Origin of the sequence: Pseudomonas sp. PvP001, from assembly GCF_040546375.1 — a bacterium.
Taxonomy (GTDB): domain Bacteria; phylum Pseudomonadota; class Gammaproteobacteria; order Pseudomonadales; family Pseudomonadaceae; genus Aquipseudomonas; species Aquipseudomonas coleopterorum.
Genome location: NZ_JBEPNQ010000001.1, coordinates 817,023 through 833,774, shown reverse-complemented (window position 1 = coordinate 833,774; position 16,752 = coordinate 817,023). Strand labels below are relative to the sequence as shown.

The window sequence follows — 16,752 nt, the reverse complement described above, 5'->3', positions numbered from 1 at the left end:
CGCGCCGCTGCTACAGACACCCCGCCACACCCGCCGACACCGCGCCCCCTGTAGCAGCGGCGCAAGCCGCGTCCGGCCGCACCGCATTCATCCAGATACACCGCAAGCACCGATGACGCGGCTCGCGCCGCTGCTACAGACACCCCGCCACACCCGCCGACACCGCGCCCCCTGTAGCAGCGGCGCAAGCCGCGTCCGGCCGCACCGCATTCATCCGGATACACCGCAAGCACCGATGACGCGGCTCGCGCCGCTGCTACAGGGTATGCGCAAGCCGCGTCCGGCCGCACCGCAATCGATCAAGTACAGCGCAATCCGGATCCAGGTCCGTCGCGTTGAATCAGGCAAACACCATCAACTCGCTCAAGCCACCTTGCACTGACGGCACAGGTGCTTGCCGTTGGCGGTGCTCCAGCCCAGCTCGGCAATGCGGGCTTCCGCCGCCGGTTTGTGCGCCTTGGTGCCGAGCTTGGCATCCACCGCGAACTCGAAGTCGAGCACCTTGCCGCAGCTGTCGCAGTTGACCTTCCATTGATGGATCGCCAGCTCGCCGAACACCGGGCCGGTGGCCACTGCCACCCATTGGCCAGGCGGGTTGATCAGGTGACGGACCTTTTCCACCACCAAGCGCATGGACAGGTCCTTGCTGCCCTTGAGGGTCACCAGCAGGGTGTCGCCGTTGTGGATCGAGCCGCCGTTGCCGGTGACCTGGTAGCGGCCGGGCATCAGCGCGCGGCACTCGATCAGGGTGTGCTGGGGGTTGAGCAAGCTGAAGCGGAAATCGTGTTCGACCATGGGTCCTCCAAATAGACGCGACATGCTAGCACGCCGGTCATGGCGCGGCCTCAGGCCATCGCCCGGGCCTGCTCCTCGAGCCGCACGATGGCCTCGTCCAGCTCGTCGAGCGCAGACAGGGCCGCCGGATCGTTCTGCTTGAGCAGCGTCTCACTGCGCAGGCACGCCGCGCGCAACTGCGGTACGCCGCAATAGCGGGTCGCACCGTGCAGCCGATGCACGCGCTCGATCATGGCATTCTGATCGGCGTTGATTCGCGCCAACTGGATGGCTTCGCGATCGGCCTGCAGCGAGGCCAGCAGCATCGCCAGCATGTCGGCAGCCAGGTCGGCCTTGCCGGCCGCCAACCGCAGGCCCTCGGCGGCATCGAGCACCTGCAGGGTATTGGTATCCAATGGCTGCTCAGCCGTTTTGTCCAACGCCTGCGGGTTCAACGCCATCCCCGTCCATTTCAGCACGACCTGCGCCAACTGCCGTTCGCTGATGGGTTTGGTCAGGTAGTCGTCCATGCCGCTCTGCAGCAAGGCGCGCTTCTCATTGGCCATGGCGTGGGCAGTCAGCGCCACGATGGGCAATGCAGCGCCGAGCTGGGCGCTCTCCCACACGCGAATACGCTCGGTGGTTTCGCGGCCGTCCATTTCCGGCATCTGCACGTCCATCAGCACCAGGTCGAGCCCGCCTTCCTGTACCGCCTTGATCGCCGCTGCGCCGTTGTCCACCGCGCGCACTTCGGCACCCAGGTCTTCGAGCAGGGTCTGCACCAGCAGCAGGTTGGCCGGATTGTCATCCACGCACAGTACGCGCGGCGCACGTTCGCCGCTGTTCTCGGGACTTTCGTAGCGCAGCTGCTTGGGGTTGATCAGGTCGGCCAGCGCGCGACGCAACCTGCGCGTGCAGCTGGGCTTGGCCTGCAGCTGGCGGTCGGCGTTGGGGACCGCGGCGTGGAACAGGGCCTGCTCGGTGGTGGGGCACAGCACCAGCACCTGGCAGCCACTCTGTTCGATCTCGCGGATCTGCACGGCCAGGCGTTCCGGCGAAATCTCGTGGGCGGTGATGCCCAGCACCGCGAGGTCCAGCGGCTGGCCCGCCTGCCGTGCGGCATGGGTGGCCAGCACCAGCTTGTCCAGCGACTTGAAGTCGGTCACGTCCAGACCGCAGTCTTCGAGCTGGTGTTGCAAGGCCTGCCGCGCCAGTTCATGGCCATCGACGATGGCGATGCGACGGCCGAGCAGGGGCGCAGACGGCAAGTCCTCGGCGTCGTCGCGAGCCTTGGGCAGGTTGAGGCTGATCCAGAACTCCGAACCCTCGCCCGGAGCACTGTCGACCCCGATCTCGCCACCCATCTGTTCGACCAGCCGCTTGGAGATCACCAGCCCCAGGCCCGTGCCGCCAGGCTGCCGCGACAGTGAGTTGTCGGCCTGGCTGAATGCCTGGAACAACGCCCGCACGTCCTGGCCGGACAGGCCGATGCCGGTGTCCTGCACACTGATGCGCAACTGCACACCGTCTTCGCTCTCGTCTTCCATCATGGCACGGGCGACGATCGTGCCCTCGCGGGTGAACTTGATGGCGTTGCTCACCAGATTGGTCAGGATCTGCTTGAGCCGCAACGGATCGCCGATCAGTGACAACGGCGTATCGCGATAGACCAGGCTGACCAGTTCGAGCTGCTTGGCATGGGCGGCCGGCGCCAGGATGGTCAGGGTGTCCTGAAGCAGATCGCGCAGGTTGAAGGGAATGTTGTCGAGCACCAGCTTGCCGGCCTCGATCTTCGAGAAGTCGAGGATCTCGTTGATGATGCCCAGCAAACTGTCTGCGGATTTTTCGATGGTGCCCAGGTAATCCAGCTGGCGCGGGGTCAGCTCGCTTTTCTGCAGCAGGTGAGTGAAGCCCAGAATGCCGTTCAGTGGCGTCCTGATCTCATGGCTCATGTTGGCGAGGAATTCGGACTTGATCCGGCTCGCTTCCAGCGCTTCCTTGCGCGCCAGGTCCAGCTCGATGTTCTGGATTTCGATGGTTTCCAGGTTTTGCCGGACGTCTTCGGTGGCCTGGTCGATGCTGTGCTGCAGTTCTTCCTGGGCGTCCTGCAGGGTTTCGGCCATGCGGTTGATGCCGGCCGCGAGGGCGTCCATCTCGTGGCTGCCCATGGCCGGTACGCGACTTTCCAGGTTACCGTCCTTGATCTGGGTCACGGTGTCCTTGATCTGCCGAATCGGTGCACTGATGCTGCGGCTCATGTGTGCCGCCAGCAACGCGGTGATGCTCAGACCGGTCAGAATCAGCAGCAGGCTGGCGAACAGGCTGCGGTAACCACGCAGCAGGGTGCCATCGTGGGAAAGCTCCAGCTCGACCCAGCCCAGCAGGTGGTCGACCTCGGCAGGCACCTCGTCACTGGCCAGGTCGCGGTGGCGGCCGAACACCGGCATCAGGTAGCGCGTCGCATCGAAGCCACTGCGTTGCAGCGAGTGGGTGCTGTTACCGATGGGCACGGCGTTGAGCATCATGGGCCCGGCGTGGGCGAGCAGGGTCCGGTCTGCGCCCAGGAAGGTCACCGAGCGCACGTCGGTCAGCTCCAGGGATTGCGCAGCGATGCGTTCCAGCCGCTCGCGATCCTTGGCCACCAGCGCCGGTGCCGCCAGCGGCGCCAGCTGTTCGGAGATCATGTCGCCGCGCTGCAGCAACTGGCGCTGCAGGTCGGACTGCTGCATCCAGGTGAAATAGCCGCCCAGAATCAGCGCCATGCAAGTGGCCGGCGTGAGCGCAAGTAACAGCACGCGGCTTTTGATACCGAGTTTCTTCAACACGCCGCAGGCGCCTTTCTGACTGAGCAATAGGGGGAAAATACAGGGGGGAGGGACGATGCGCCAGTCACGCGCACCGACGGCGGACCCAAGAGGGCAGTGCAACGCGGTCAGTGGGCGAACAGCGATCAGCTGAGGTTGCCTGCCGCGGCGCGATCTCCAATAATCCGCACTTGAGAATGACACCCACTAGCAGGCGAAAATGAATCCCGTCCAAGCAGGCGCCCATACCATCCTGGCCATTGAAGACGACCAGGTATTGGGCAGCTACGTTCATGAGCAGCTCGGGCGCTGCGGCTTTCAAGTGACCTGGTGCCAGAACGGCCGCGAAGGGCTGGCGCTGGCCGAGCGAAACCAGTTCGACGTGGTGCTGATGGACATCCTGCTGCCGGGCATGAACGGTCTGGATGTGCTGTACGCCCTGCGCCGCAGCTCGGCCACCCCGGTGATTCTGATGTCGGCGCTGGGCGCCGAAGCCGATCGCATCAGCGGCTTTCGTCGCGGTGCCGACGACTATCTGCCCAAGCCCTTCAGCATGGCCGAGCTGCAGGTGCGTGTGGAAGCCATCCTGCGCCGGGTGGCCATGGAGCGTCTGCGCGTGCAGCCGCGAGAGGACGTGGTGCAACAGGGCGAGCTGCAGTTCTGCGAGCGCAGTGCCGATGTGTCGGTCAACGGCCAGCCGGCGGGGCTGACGCCCAGCGAATACCGTCTGCTCGATACCCTGCACCGTCAGCGCGAGGAAGTGCTGAGCAAACCCTTCCTTTATCAGCATGTGCTGCAGCGCGGCTATTCGCAGCACGATCGCAGCCTGGACATGCATGTCAGCCAGATACGCCGCAAGCTCAAGGCGCTGGGCTACCAGCGCCAGCAACTGCGCACGGTGTGGGGCAAGGGCTACCTGTTCGGCGGCGGCGAGGCATGAAGCTGCCCCATCGCCATTCGGTGTTCTGGAAGCTGTCGATACTGCTGGTCGCATTCTGCCTGCTGATGATCTGGCTGAGCTGGTACTGGGGCCAGTACCTGCAGGAACGCAATGCCTACCTGAGCGCCGACGCACGCCATGCCTTGCGCCAGTACGCGGCAGCCGCCGAGCAGGCCCACGGGCAAGGTGGACGAGCCGGGGTCGATGCCTGGCTTGCACATATGTCGGCACGCGAGCCTGGTTTCATCGCCGTGGTAGGGCCTGATCTCACTTCCTTGAGCAGTCGACCGCTGGAAGCCGCACAGCAGCAGCGCCTGACGTTTCTGCGCCATCTGGAGATGCCCATGAGTCGCCGCTCGCGGGGCGCGCCCTGGATGCAGATCCCTTTCATCGAACATCCGGAGCAGGGCAGCTTGGTACTGGCCCTGCCCGAGCGCTTCACACCCGGTCGGCACGCCTGGTTGTGGGCGTTGCTCACCAACGCGCTGGTTCCCGGCGTGTTCACCTTGGTGTTGTGCATCGGGCTGTACCGCATGCTCATCGTGCCGCTGAACCAGTTGCGCGAGCAGGCCAACGCCTGGCGTGCCGATCAGCTCAACGCCCGCCTGAGCGCGAATACCACTGCGCGCAGCGATGAGCTGGGTGAGCTGGGGCGCGCCTTCGACCACATGGCCGAGCGCCTGCAAGGCACCGTCGCCCTGCAGCAGCAGATCCTGCGGGACCTGTCCCACGAGCTGCGCACACCCTTGAGCCGCCTGCGCGTGGCCTGCGAAGGTGAACTCGACGAGCAGCGCCTGCGCGAACGGTTGAGTCGCGAGATCGACGGCATGCAGCGGCTGGTCGAAGATACCCTGCAACTGGCTTGGATGGATGCCGAGCGTGCGCCGCTGGCCAGCGAAGCGATTCAGGTGCAGGCGCTGTGGGACATACTGGCGGAGAATGCCTGCTTCGAAAGCCAGTGGCCGGCCCGCCAACTGCACTGCGAAGTCGACGCCGATTGCTGGGTGCAGGGCAATCTCGACAGCCTGGCCCAGGCGCTGGAAAACCTCTTGCGCAATGCCATTCGTCACTCGCCCAGCGCCGGTCGCGTGACCTTGAGTGGTCAGCGTGATGGCGATCACTGGCTGTTGTGGCTGGAAGACGAGGGCGGTGGTGTCGCCGAGGCCGACCTGCAGAGAATCTTCGATCCCTTCACGCGCCTCGACGGATCGCGGCCTGGCGACGGGGGGTTCGGCCTCGGGCTGAGCATTGCGCGCAATGCCCTGACCCGCCAGGGCGGTGCATTGTGGGCGCAGAATACCGCGCGTGGCCTGCGGCTGAACATGCGCTTGCCGGCTGCTTATGCTTTCACGCTATAAGGTGCGCACTTTGCGTGATATGGGTATCCGGCGTTTGCCGGTATGATAGGCGACCCCCGCAGTCCGGATTGCGAATACGCCATGACCCCGCAGTACCTAACGATCGCCGACTGCGTCGGCAACACGCCGCTGGTGCGCCTGCAGCGCCTGGCCGGTGAGACCAGCAACACCTTGCTGCTCAAGCTGGAAGGCAACAACCCGGCCGGTTCTGTGAAGGACCGCCCGGCGCTGTCGATGATCAGCCGCGCCGAAGAACGTGGGCAGATCCAGCCCGGCGACACCCTGATCGAAGCGACCTCCGGCAATACCGGCATCGCCCTGGCCATGGCCGCGGCGATCAAGGGCTACAAGATGATCCTGATCATGCCCGACAACTCGACGGCCGAACGCAAGGCGGCGATGACCGCCTATGGCGCCGAGCTGATCCTGGTCACCCGCGAGCAGGGCATGGAAGGCGCGCGCGATCTGGCCGAACGCATGCAGAGCGAAGGGCGCGGCAAGCTCCTCGACCAGTTCGCCAACGGCGACAACCCCGAGGCCCACTACCGCAGCACCGGCCCCGAGATCTGGCAGCAGACCGCAGGTACCGTGACCCATTTCGTCAGTTCCATGGGCACCACCGGCACCATCATGGGCACCTCGCGCTATCTCAAGGAGCAGAACCCTGCGGTGCAGATCGTCGGCCTGCAACCCATGGAAGGCGCTGCCATTCCAGGTATCCGCCGCTGGCCGGAACAGTACCTGCCGCGCATCTATCAGGCCGACCGGGTCGACCGGATCATCGACATGGCGCAACAGGAAGCCGAGGACATGACCCGCCGCCTGGCCCGTGAAGAAGGCATCTTCTGCGGCGTGTCGTCCGGTGGCGCCGTGGCCGGCATGCTGCGCCTGTCGCGGGAAGTGAGCAATGCGGTCATCGTCGCGATCATCTGCGATCGCGGTGATCGCTACCTGTCCAGCGGCATCTTCGACGCACCCAACTGATGGCCAGAACCAAACCTGGCCTGCGCTTCCAGCCGACAGGCGGAACCCGTGCGCCGCAAGTGCCGACCGGCAAGAAACAGCGCCTGCCGATCGAACGCCTGGCCAGCGACGGACGCGGCATCGCCTTTTTCGAGGGGCGCACCTGGTTCGTCAGCGGCGCCCTGGCCGGTGAGCAGGTCGAAGCCCGGGTGCTCAACGCCCACGGCAAGATCGTCGAAGCGCGCTGCGAGCGCGTGCTGGTCGCCAGCGAGCTGCGCCGCCCGGCGCCGTGTCCGCATTTTGGCACCTGTGGTGGCTGCAGCCTTCAGCACCTGCCCCATGATCAGCAGTTGGCCCTCAAGCAGCGCCTGCTCGCAGAACAGCTGTCGCGCGTGGCCGGCATCGAGCCGCAGGAGTGGGCGGCGCCGCTGAGCGGGCCCGAGCTGGGCTATCGCCGGCGTGCTCGGCTGGCCGTGCGCTGGGACCCCAAGGCCCGTCACCTGGCGGTGGGATTTCGCGCGGCGGCGAGCCAGGACATCGTCGACATCACCCAATGCCAGGTGCTGGTGCCTGCCCTGCAACCGGTCGTCGAACAGCTGCCGACGCTGCTGCGCAGCTTTGCCAAACCCCAGGTGCTCGGCCACGTCGAGCTGTACGCAGGGACTTCACTGGCGCTGCTGCTTCGCCACACCGCCGCGCTGGCCGATACTGACCTGCAAGCGCTGCAGGCTTTCTGCGCTGCCGCGAGCCTGCAACTGTGGCTGCAGGGCGAAGGCGAGCCAGCGCCCGTGCAGGCGGACGCCTCGCTGGGTTTCGCCCTGGCGCCCTGGAACCTTGAGCTGGCCTACCGGCCGGGCGACTTCGTCCAGGTCAATGCGGCGGTCAACGACGCAATGATCGCGCAGGCGCTGGACTGGCTGGCGCCCACCCCCCCAGGAGCGGGTCCTTGACCTGTTCTGCGGGCTGGGCAACTTCGCCCTGCCGCTGGCCCAGCGCTCGCGCGAGGTGGTGGCAGTCGAAGGGGTCGCGGCCATGGTGCAGCGGGCTGCCGACAACGCCGCCAGCAACAATTTGCATAACACTGACTTTTACCAGAGCGACCTGTCGCAGCCTCTGGACGCCGCCGAGTGGGCCCGCGAGGGTTTTTCTGCGGTACTCTTGGATCCACCCCGAGATGGCGCGTTCGAGGTGGTGCGCACGATCCGTGCACTGGGTGCGCAACGCTTGGTGTATGTCTCCTGTAACCCGGCAACTTTGGCCCGCGACACGGTCGAATTGTTGAGGCAGGGCTACAGGCTAAAACGAGCCGGGATCCTCGACATGTTTCCGCAGACCGCGCATGTCGAGGCCATGGCGTTATTTGAAGCGGGCCAGGACGGCCCGTCCAATCCGACTGGCGCGCGAAACGCCTGATCGATGCCGGCCCAGCATCGGTCATAGCCAGCGACTGTTGATGCGCTTCGGCGTGTTGTAGGGAAAGGTAAGCAACATGGTACAGGTGAGAGCACACCAGCCGATCAATACGGACGGCAGTATCAATCTCGATGCATGGCTGGATCATATCGTCAGCGTCGATCTGGTGCTGGATCGCGAAGCCCTGAAGCAGGCCTGTGAATTTGCCCAGGCCGCCGAGCTGCAGGGCAACCCGGCCCAGCACTCCTGGGCCGACGGCACCTCCTGTTTCCAGGCGGGCCTGGAGATCGCCGAGATCCTCGCCGATCTCAAGCTCGACCAGGATTCATTGATGGCCGCGGTGATCTACCGGGCCGTCCGCGAGGGCAAGGCCAGCCTTGAAGACGTCGGCCGACGCTTCGGCAGCACCGTGTCCAAGCTCATCGACGGCGTGCTGCGCATGGCCGCCATCAGCGCCAGCCTCAGCCCGCGCCAGTCCATGGTGCTGGGCTCGCAGGTGCAGGTCGAGAACCTGCGCAAGATGCTCGTGGCCATGGTCGACGATGTCCGCGTCGCATTGATCAAGCTCGCCGAGCGCACCTGCGCGATCCGCGCGGTGAAAGGCGCCGACGATGAAAAACGCAACCGGGTCGCGCGCGAGGTGTTCGACATCTACGCGCCACTGGCGCATCGCTTGGGCATCGGCCACATCAAGTGGGAGCTCGAAGACCTCTCGTTTCGCTACCTTGAGCCCGATCAGTACAAGCAGATCGCCAAGCTGCTGCACGAACGCAGGCTGGATCGCGAGCGGTTCATCACCGAGGTGATGAGCCAGTTGCACAACGAGCTGCTCGAGACCGGGGTCAAGGCCGACATCAGCGGTCGGGCGAAACACATCTATTCCATCTGGCGCAAGATGCAGCGCAAGGGCCTGGAGTTCAGCCAGATCTACGACGTGCGCGCGGTGCGCGTGCTGGTCCCGGAAATGCGCGACTGCTATACCGCGCTGGGGATCGTCCACACGCTGTGGCGGCACATTCCCAAGGAGTTCGACGACTACATCGCCAACCCCAAGGAAAACGGCTATCGCTCGCTGCACACGGCGGTGATCGGTCCCGAGGGCAAGGTGCTGGAAGTGCAGATCCGTACCCACGCCATGCACGAGGAAGCCGAGCTGGGCGTCTGCGCGCACTGGCGCTACAAGGGCACCGACGTCAAGTCCACCTCCAACCAGTACGAAGAAAAGATCTCCTGGTTGCGCCAGGTGCTGGAATGGCACGAGGAACTGGGCGATATCGGCGGCCTGGCCGACCAGTTGCGGGTCGACATCGAGCCTGACCGGGTCTACGTGTTCACCCCCGACGGCCACGCCATCGACCTGCCCAAGGGCGCGACCCCGCTGGACTTCGCCTACCGCGTGCACACCGAGATCGGCCACAACTGCCGTGGCGCCAAGATCAACGGCCGCATCGTCCCGCTCAACTACAGCCTGAACACCGGCGAGCAGGTCGAGATCATCACCAGCAAGCACGGCACGCCCAGCCGCGACTGGCTCAACTCCAACCTCGGCTACGTCACCACGTCCCGGGCGCGGGCCAAGATCGTCCACTGGTTCAAGCTGCAGGCACGCGACCAGAACGTCGCCGCCGGCAAGTCGCTGCTGGAGCGCGAACTCAGCCGCCTGGGCCTGCCCCAGGTCGACTTCGACCAGCTTGCCGAAAAAGCCAACCACAAAGGCGCCGAAGACATGTTCGCCGCCCTGGGTGCAGGCGATCTGCGCCTGGCCCATCTGGTCAATTCGGCGCAGCAACTGGTCGAGCCCGAGCGCGGCAACGAGCCGGTGGAACTGATCACGCGCAAGGCCACCGGCTACAAGCCCGGCAAGCGCGGCGATATCCAGATCCAGGGCGTGGGCAACCTGATGACGCAGATGGCCGGCTGCTGCCAGCCGCTGCCCGGCGATGCCATCGTCGGCTACATCACTCAGGGGCGCGGTGTGAGCATCCACCGCCAGGATTGCGCCTCGGTGCTGCAGCATTGGCGGTCGCGAGCCGGAACGCATCATCCAGGTCAGTTGGGGGCCGGTGCCGGTGCTGACCTATCCGGTCGACATCATCATCCGCGCCTACGACCGCTCGGGCCTGCTGCGCGACGTCTCGCAGATCCTGCTCAACGAGCGGATCAACGTGCTGGCGGTCAACACCCGCTCGAACAAGGAAGACAACACCGCGCTGATGTCGCTGACCATCGAGATCCCTGGCCTGGACGCCCTCGGGCGTCTGCTCGGCAGGATCTCGCAGCTGCCGAACATCATCGAGACACGGCGTAACCGCACGCCGTGAATTCGCGGATCCCGACACCTCTGCAACGAGTCCGAGCATGTACACACTGCAAGACCTGCTCAACCTCATGGCCCGGCTGCGTGACCCGCAGCACGGTTGCCCGTGGGATGTGAAGCAAACCTACGCCAGCATCGTCCCGTTCACCCTGGAAGAAGCCTACGAAGTGGCCGATGCCATCGAGCGCGAAGACTTCGAGCACCTCAAGGGCGAGCTCGGCGATCTATTGTTCCAGGTGGTCTATTACAGCCAGCTGGCGCGCGAGGAGGGCCGCTTCGAATTCGACGGCGTGGTCGACGGTATCACCCGCAAGCTGATTCGACGCCACCCCCACGTGTTCCCCACCGGCGATCTGTACGCCGCGCTGGACACGCCGCGCCTGGACGAACACCAGGTCAAGCAGCGCTGGGAAGAGATCAAGGCCCAGGAACGCGCGGAAAAAGGCGGGGTGGGTGAGCAGTTGTCCCTGCTCGATGACGTACCTGCCGCGCTGCCCGCTCTTGCGCGCGCAGCCAAGTTGCAGAAGCGCGCGGCGATGGTCGGCTTCGACTGGCCAGGGCCGTTGCCGGTGCTGGACAAGGTCCGCGAAGAGTTGGACGAAGTGCTTCAGGCCATGGCCGCAGACGATGCACCGGCAGTCGCCGAGGAAATCGGTGACCTGTTGTTCAGCGTGGTCAATCTGGCTCGCCACCTCAAGGTGGATCCGGAGAGCGCCCTGCGCGGCGCCAACGTCAAGTTCGACCGGCGCTTCCGTTTCATCGAGCAGGCATTGCGCGACACCCACCGCAACATCGAAGATTGCACCCTGGAAGACATGGACGCCCTGTGGGGCGAGGCCAAACGTCAGGAACAGAATCTGCCCAGCTGTGGCTGAGCCGTTTTATAAGTGAGCAGAACACCATGAGCCTTTCCCTCCGCGACCAATTGTTGAAAGCTGGACTGGTCAACCAGAAGCAGGTCAAGCAAGTCAGCAAGGACAAGCAGAAACAGAAGCGCCTTGAGAACAAGGGCCAGGTCGAAATCGACGACACGCAGAAGCGCATCGCCCAGGAAGCCATGGCCGAGAAGGCGCGCCGCGACCAGGAGCTCAATCGCCAGCAGCATGAGAAGGTCGAGGAGAAGGCACGCGCTGCCCAGGTCAAGCAACTGATCGAAGCGACCCGCCTGCCCAAGCTGACCACCGAGGACTACTACAACTTCGTCGACGACAAGAAGGTCAAGCGCCTGTCGGTCAACAACCTGATGCGCAGCAAGCTGAGCAACGGTTCGCTGGCCATCGTCCAGCATGGAGGTGGCTACGAGGTCATCCCGCGCGAGGCTGCGCTCAAGGTGCAGGAACGCGCGCCGCAGCGCATCGTGATGCTCAACGTGGCGACCGAAGAAGTCGACTCGGCGGAAGATCCGTACGCCGCCTACAAGATTCCGGACGACTTGATGTGGTAACCCACTGAAACGACAAACCCCGCCTGAGCGGGGTTTTTCTTGCGCGGCGAACGGTCAATTCGAAGCGCGTTGGCTTTCGAGTGTTTCCAGTTCGTTCTTGTAGCTCTGAGCGTCGTTCTCGTTATGGAACATCCCCACCAACAGGTCCTGTTGATAGACATCCCAGATCTGGATGCCTGCCGCCACGCCTTCGTGGGACATGTGGGCTTCGTCGCGTTCGGTCACTTTTACTGTCATGGGAAAGCTCCTGTCTCGAATAGCTGCCTCGAATATCTGCACGTGGCGTGTGCAGGTCTTTGTTATAGATTTGAGTAGCTTGCTAAGTAAACAGACGTTTTCTGCAACAGTTTTTTACCGAACTAGAGACAATCCGCAAACGCCCGCACCACGCGCCCTGCGGCGGATTGTCGCAGCGAGTTCACGGCGGTGAAACAAATTTCATCCAATAAAAAACCCATCCGAAGATGGGTTTTTTCAGTTCGACAGCCGATCAGCGCAGGGTAGTGCCCTGAGTCGTGGTGTCCTGAACCGGATCGCGGCCTTCGGCCACGCCCAGATCATCTTCCGGACGACCATCGACTATGCCACGGCCACCGGAAGCCAGTTCGGTCTGCAGGACTTTCTCGTCCAGCTCGCCTACCCACTTGGCAACCACCAGGGTGGCGACAGCGTTACCGACCAGGTTGGTCAGTGCACGTGCTTCGGACATGAAGCGGTCGATACCCAGGATCAGCGCCAAGCCAGCCACCGGCAGTTGGCCTACGGCCGACAGGGTGGCGGCCAGCACGATGAAGCCCGAACCGGTGACGCCGGCGGCGCCTTTGGAGGACAGCAGCAGTACCAGCAGCAGGGTGATCTGATGGGTGATGTCCATGGTGGTGTCGGTCGCCTGAGCGATGAACACAGCGGCCATGGTCAGGTAGATCGAGGTGCCGTCCAGGTTGAACGAGTAGCCGGTCGGAATGACCAGACCCACCACCGACTTCTGAGCGCCCAGGCGTTCCATCTTGATCAGCATGCGTGGCAGTGCCGATTCCGAGGAGGAAGTGCCCAGAACGATCATCAGCTCTTCACGGATGTAGCGGATCACCTTGATCACGCTGAAGCCGTGTGCGCGGCAGATGGCGCCCAGCACCAGCAGCACGAACAGTACGCAGGTGACGTAGAAGCAGATCATCAACTGGCCCAGCTGCACCAGCGAACCCACGCCGTAGGCACCGATGGTGAAGGCCATGGCACCGAACGCACCGAGCGGGGCCAGCTTCATGATCATGTTGATGATGTTGAACATGGCGTGCGCGAAGCGATCGATCAGGTCCAGCAGTGGCTTGCCGTAGGCACCCAGGCGATGCAGGGCGAAGCCGAAGATCACCGAGAACATCAGCACCTGAAGGATATCGCCGTTGGCGAAGGCGCCGACGATGGTGTTCGGGATCACGTTGAGGATGAAGCCGACGATGCTCTGGTCAGCGCCTGCCGAGACATAGCTGGCGATCTTGCTGGCGTCCAGGGTCGATACGTCGACGTGCATGCCGGCACCCGGCTTGACCACGTTGACCACGACCAGGCCGATGATCAGTGCCAGGGTCGAGACGATTTCGAAGTACAGAAGGGCGTAGCCACCGGTCTTGCCGACCGACTTCATGCTCTGCATACCGGCGATACCACTGACCACGGTGCAGAAGATGATAGGGGCGATGACCATCTTGATCAGCTTGATGAAGCCGTCGCCGAAAGGCTTGAGCTTGACCGCGAACTGAGGGTAGAAGTGGCCGATCAGGATACCGATGATGATCGCGACGATCACCTGGAAATACAGCGATTTGTACAGTGGCTGACGAGTCGTCATTTGCAAGTTCCTCAAGTGTATCGCCTGGCACCCGTTCCGGAGTGGTCGCGACACCTAAAGCACGAACCCTCCTGTCTGGAGGGATTTGTTGTGGGCGAGTTGCGCATTGGCAGGCCTCTGCCGACTGTATTGCAGGTGCCGTGCCATAGTTGCGTACTGATGGCCATAGCGCGAGTGGCTGCGGCCTAGGCAGGGGTATGGTTGTCGTCACATAGCTGTACAAGTGGCGGGAATCCGCCCTAGTCGCCCCTGAGGGGGCTGTGCATGGCGGATATCCGCCCACGAAAAAGGGCCCCGCAGGGCCCTTTCGGCTTCAGTACGGTGCAGCCGCTCAGCTGCCTTTCACCGATTTGCCGTCCACCGTGCCGTCCAGCAGCATGATGTTGTATTCCTTGCCATCGGTTTCCACCTGTTGCAGGCGCACCAGCAGGTAGTCCCAGTCCTTGGCGAACCAGAGCACGGTGATGCGCTTGCTCTGCGTGGGGTCACGCACACGCTCGACCTTGATCGCATCGACCTGGCCAGCCTTGGTCTCGACCTTTTCGGTGCCCAGCACGCGGAAATCATAGGTGTCGATCTCGTCGCCATCGACCACCTGATAGCTCATGCTCTTCTTGCCGGCGGCCACGTCGTGTTGCAGGGCCAGCTGATAAGTCGACTTGTCCAGCACGCCATTGTTGAGCGGCAGGTTGATCGGATCGCCACGGTCGGTACCGGTGACTTTCTTGGCTGCCCAGTCGAAGTCCAGGTCGACCTTGCGGGCCTTGCCCAGGCCGCCACGTTCGAAGGTGTAGGTTTCCGGCAGCATGGCCTCTTTATCGACGCGCAGGGTGCTGACTTCGGTCAGGCTGGCGATCATCATCGAGGCCTTGAAAGCCAGGGTCCAGTCGCCACTGGCGTTCTTGCTCAGGCTGCGCTCGGCAGTGCCGCTCATGGGCAACTGCTTCCAGTCGGCGGTGTAGCTGGCGGAAAAAGGCTTGAGCTCTGTGGCATGGACCGGAAGGGCCAGCAGGGCAGCGGCGAAGAGCAGGGCGCGACGCATATAAACTCCTAGGGTCGAATCAAATGGCCACAAGCCGGCAGGGGCTGGCCATCGAGCAATGCGCCGCGTCCGTCGAAGCGCACACGGCCTTCGGCGAACCAGCGCACTGCCAGCGGGTAGATCTGGTGTTCCTGGGCATGCACCCGGTGCGCCAGGGTCTCTGGCGTGTCGGTCGACTGTACCGGAATCACTGCCTGTACGACCAGTGGTCCGCCATCGAGTTCCTCGGTGACGAAGTGCACGCTGCAGCCGTGCTCGGTATCACCTGCCTCGAGGGCGCGACGGTGGGTATGCAGGCCTTTGTAGCGCGGCAGCAGGGAGGGATGGATGTTGAGCAGACGGCCGTGATAGTGGCGCACGAAGGACGGGCTGAGAATGCGCATGAAGCCGGCCAGCACCACCAGGTGCGGCTGGTACTGATCAATGAGATCGATCAGGGCCGCATCGAAGGCTTCGCGGTCGGCGAAACCCTGATGCTCCAGCACCCGTGCCTCGATGCCTGCATCGCGGGCGCGCTGCAGGCCGAGCGCATCGGCGCGATTGGAAATCACCGCGGCGATGCGGGCGGGGTGGCCCGCCTGCATGCTGTCCAGCAACGCCTGCAGATTACTGCCGGTGCCTGACAGCAGCACCACTACGTTACAGGTCGAAGGCATCAGTGAGCCTTGATGTTCTTCAGTTCGACCTGAGCGGCGCCTTCGGCGGCCTGGGCGATTTCACCGATGACCCATGGCTGCTCACCGGCACTGCGCAGGGAGGCCAGGGTCTTCTCGACGTCGGCCTGAGCCACGCAGATGACCATGCCGACACCGCAGTTCAGCACGCGATGCATTTCGTGCTCATCGACATTACCCTGCTGCTGCAGCCAGTCGAACACCGCAGGACGCTGCCAGCTGGCGACGTCGACCACGGCCTGGGCACCTTTTGGCAGAACGCGCGGGATGTTGTCGAGCAGGCCGCCACCGGTGATGTGGGCCATGGCCTTGACGGCGCCGGTGTCCTTGATCAGTTGCAGCAGCGGCTTGACGTAGATGCGGGTGGGCGCCATCAGCAGGTCGGTCAGCGGCTTGCCGTCGAGCTGGACGTTCTCGATGTCGGCACCGGCGACTTCGATGATCTTGCGGATCAGCGAATAGCCATTGGAGTGCGGGCCCGAGGAGGGCAGGGCGATCAGCGCGTCGCCGTTGGCGACCTTGCTGCCGTCGATGATCTCGGCTTTCTCGACCACGCCTACGCAGAAGCCGGCCAGGTCGTAGTCTTCGCCTTCGTACATGCCCGGCATTTCGGCCGTCTCGCCGCCCACCAGGGAGCAGCCGGCCAGTTCGCAACCGGCGCCGATACCGGTGACCACGGTGGCAGCGGTGTCGACGTTGAGCTTGCCGGTGGCGTAGTAGTCGAGGAAGAACAACGGCTCGGCGCCGCACACCACCAGGTCGTTGACGCACATGGCGACCAGGTCGATGCCGATGCTTTCATGGCGGTCGAGGTTCAGCGCCAGACGCAGCTTGGTGCCCACACCGTCGGTGCCCGACACCAGTACGGGCTGCTTGTAGCCGGCCGGGATTTCGCACAAGGCACCAAAACCGCCCAGGCCGCCCATGACCTCCGGGCGCGCGGTGCGCTTGGCGACGCCTTTGATGCGTTCGACCAATGCTTCACCGGCGTCGATGTCTACACCGGCGTCCTTGTAGCTCACGGAGGGTTTATTGCTCATGATCCAGGCCTTTAAAGGAGGGAGTCGGGGGAGTCGACCGTCGTCGATCCACGAAGGCGCGCGATTTTATCAGGCTTGCCCGAACGTCACCAGCGCGGTTCGCCGGTTGTGCCCTTGCCGGCCCCGGGTCGGCC

12 protein-coding genes and 2 pseudogenes are annotated in these 16,752 nt (G+C 64.0%); 7 read left to right on the top strand and 7 right to left on the bottom strand.

Going from position 1 to position 16,752, the window contains the following annotated elements; translation table 11 throughout:
• Nucleotides 1-363 precede the first annotated feature (363 nt).
• Together ABMD26_RS03810 and ABMD26_RS03805 are read right to left on the bottom strand one after the other, a co-directional pair.
• A complete protein-coding gene (locus tag ABMD26_RS03810; protein ID WP_354308057.1) occupies nucleotides 364-795 on the bottom strand; it encodes a hypothetical protein in 432 nt (143 codons plus the stop codon).
• 50 nt (nucleotides 796-845) lie between these two features.
• Nucleotides 846-3,599, bottom strand: a complete 2,754-nt coding sequence (locus ABMD26_RS03805) for a response regulator (protein WP_049859769.1) — start codon at nucleotides 3,597-3,599, stop codon at nucleotides 846-848.
• Between the two features lie 199 nt (nucleotides 3,600-3,798).
• On the opposite strand from ABMD26_RS03805, the gene ABMD26_RS03800 reads away from it, so the two are divergent.
• From ABMD26_RS03800 to ABMD26_RS03770, 7 genes and pseudogenes are all read left to right on the top strand, one after another.
• Nucleotides 3,799-4,518, top strand: coding sequence for a response regulator transcription factor (locus ABMD26_RS03800; protein ID WP_134721415.1), 720 nt, complete (start codon nucleotides 3,799-3,801; stop codon nucleotides 4,516-4,518).
• On the top strand, nucleotides 4,515-5,876 hold the full coding sequence (locus ABMD26_RS03795; RefSeq protein ID WP_354308049.1) for a HAMP domain-containing sensor histidine kinase: 1,362 nt from the start codon (nucleotides 4,515-4,517) through the stop codon (nucleotides 5,874-5,876). The genes ABMD26_RS03800 and ABMD26_RS03795 overlap by 4 nt, the downstream gene beginning before the upstream one ends.
• Before the next feature lie 81 nt (nucleotides 5,877-5,957).
• On the top strand, nucleotides 5,958-6,860 hold the full coding sequence (cysM, locus tag ABMD26_RS03790) for a cysteine synthase CysM (RefSeq protein WP_056843139.1): 903 nt from the start codon (nucleotides 5,958-5,960) through the stop codon (nucleotides 6,858-6,860).
• Nucleotides 6,860-8,252: pseudogene (gene rlmD / locus ABMD26_RS03785) on the top strand (23S rRNA (uracil(1939)-C(5))-methyltransferase RlmD). The gene cysM and the pseudogene rlmD overlap by 1 nt, the downstream one beginning before the upstream one ends.
• A 76-nt stretch (nucleotides 8,253-8,328) precedes the next feature.
• A pseudogene (gene relA, locus ABMD26_RS03780) lies at nucleotides 8,329-10,573 on the top strand (GTP diphosphokinase).
• A gap of 37 nt (nucleotides 10,574-10,610) precedes the next feature.
• A complete protein-coding gene (gene mazG / locus ABMD26_RS03775) occupies nucleotides 10,611-11,444 on the top strand; it encodes a nucleoside triphosphate pyrophosphohydrolase (RefSeq protein ID WP_134721412.1) in 834 nt (277 codons plus the stop codon).
• A gap of 26 nt (nucleotides 11,445-11,470) precedes the next feature.
• Complete coding sequence (locus ABMD26_RS03770) at nucleotides 11,471-12,013, top strand: DUF2058 domain-containing protein (RefSeq protein WP_354308043.1); 543 nt, start codon at nucleotides 11,471-11,473, stop codon at nucleotides 12,011-12,013.
• A gap of 54 nt (nucleotides 12,014-12,067) precedes the next feature.
• Here the strand turns inward: ABMD26_RS03770 and ABMD26_RS03765 are convergent, their stop codons facing one another.
• The 5 genes from ABMD26_RS03765 to purM all read right to left on the bottom strand — a co-directional run bounded on the left by ABMD26_RS03765 (nucleotide 12,068) and on the right by purM (nucleotide 16,618).
• Nucleotides 12,068-12,250, bottom strand: a complete 183-nt coding sequence (locus tag ABMD26_RS03765; RefSeq protein ID WP_049859055.1) for a hypothetical protein — start codon at nucleotides 12,248-12,250, stop codon at nucleotides 12,068-12,070.
• 253 nt (nucleotides 12,251-12,503) lie between these two features.
• Entirely contained in the window at nucleotides 12,504-13,862 is a 1,359-nt protein-coding gene (locus ABMD26_RS03760) for a dicarboxylate/amino acid:cation symporter (RefSeq protein ID WP_049859056.1), read from the bottom strand.
• A 331-nt stretch (nucleotides 13,863-14,193) separates the two neighbouring features.
• A complete protein-coding gene (locus ABMD26_RS03755) occupies nucleotides 14,194-14,904 on the bottom strand; it encodes a DUF3108 domain-containing protein (RefSeq protein ID WP_354308035.1) in 711 nt (236 codons plus the stop codon).
• An 8-nt stretch (nucleotides 14,905-14,912) separates the two neighbouring features.
• Nucleotides 14,913-15,560 carry a phosphoribosylglycinamide formyltransferase gene (gene purN / locus ABMD26_RS03750; protein WP_354308031.1) on the bottom strand — a complete coding sequence of 216 codons (648 nt, stop codon included), beginning with the start codon at nucleotides 15,558-15,560 and terminating at the stop codon, nucleotides 14,913-14,915.
• Nucleotides 15,560-16,618 carry a phosphoribosylformylglycinamidine cyclo-ligase gene (gene purM / locus ABMD26_RS03745; RefSeq protein ID WP_354308027.1) on the bottom strand — a complete coding sequence of 353 codons (1,059 nt, stop codon included), beginning with the start codon at nucleotides 16,616-16,618 and terminating at the stop codon, nucleotides 15,560-15,562. The genes purN and purM overlap by 1 nt, the downstream gene beginning before the upstream one ends.
• Between the last annotated feature and the right edge of the window lie 134 nt (nucleotides 16,619-16,752).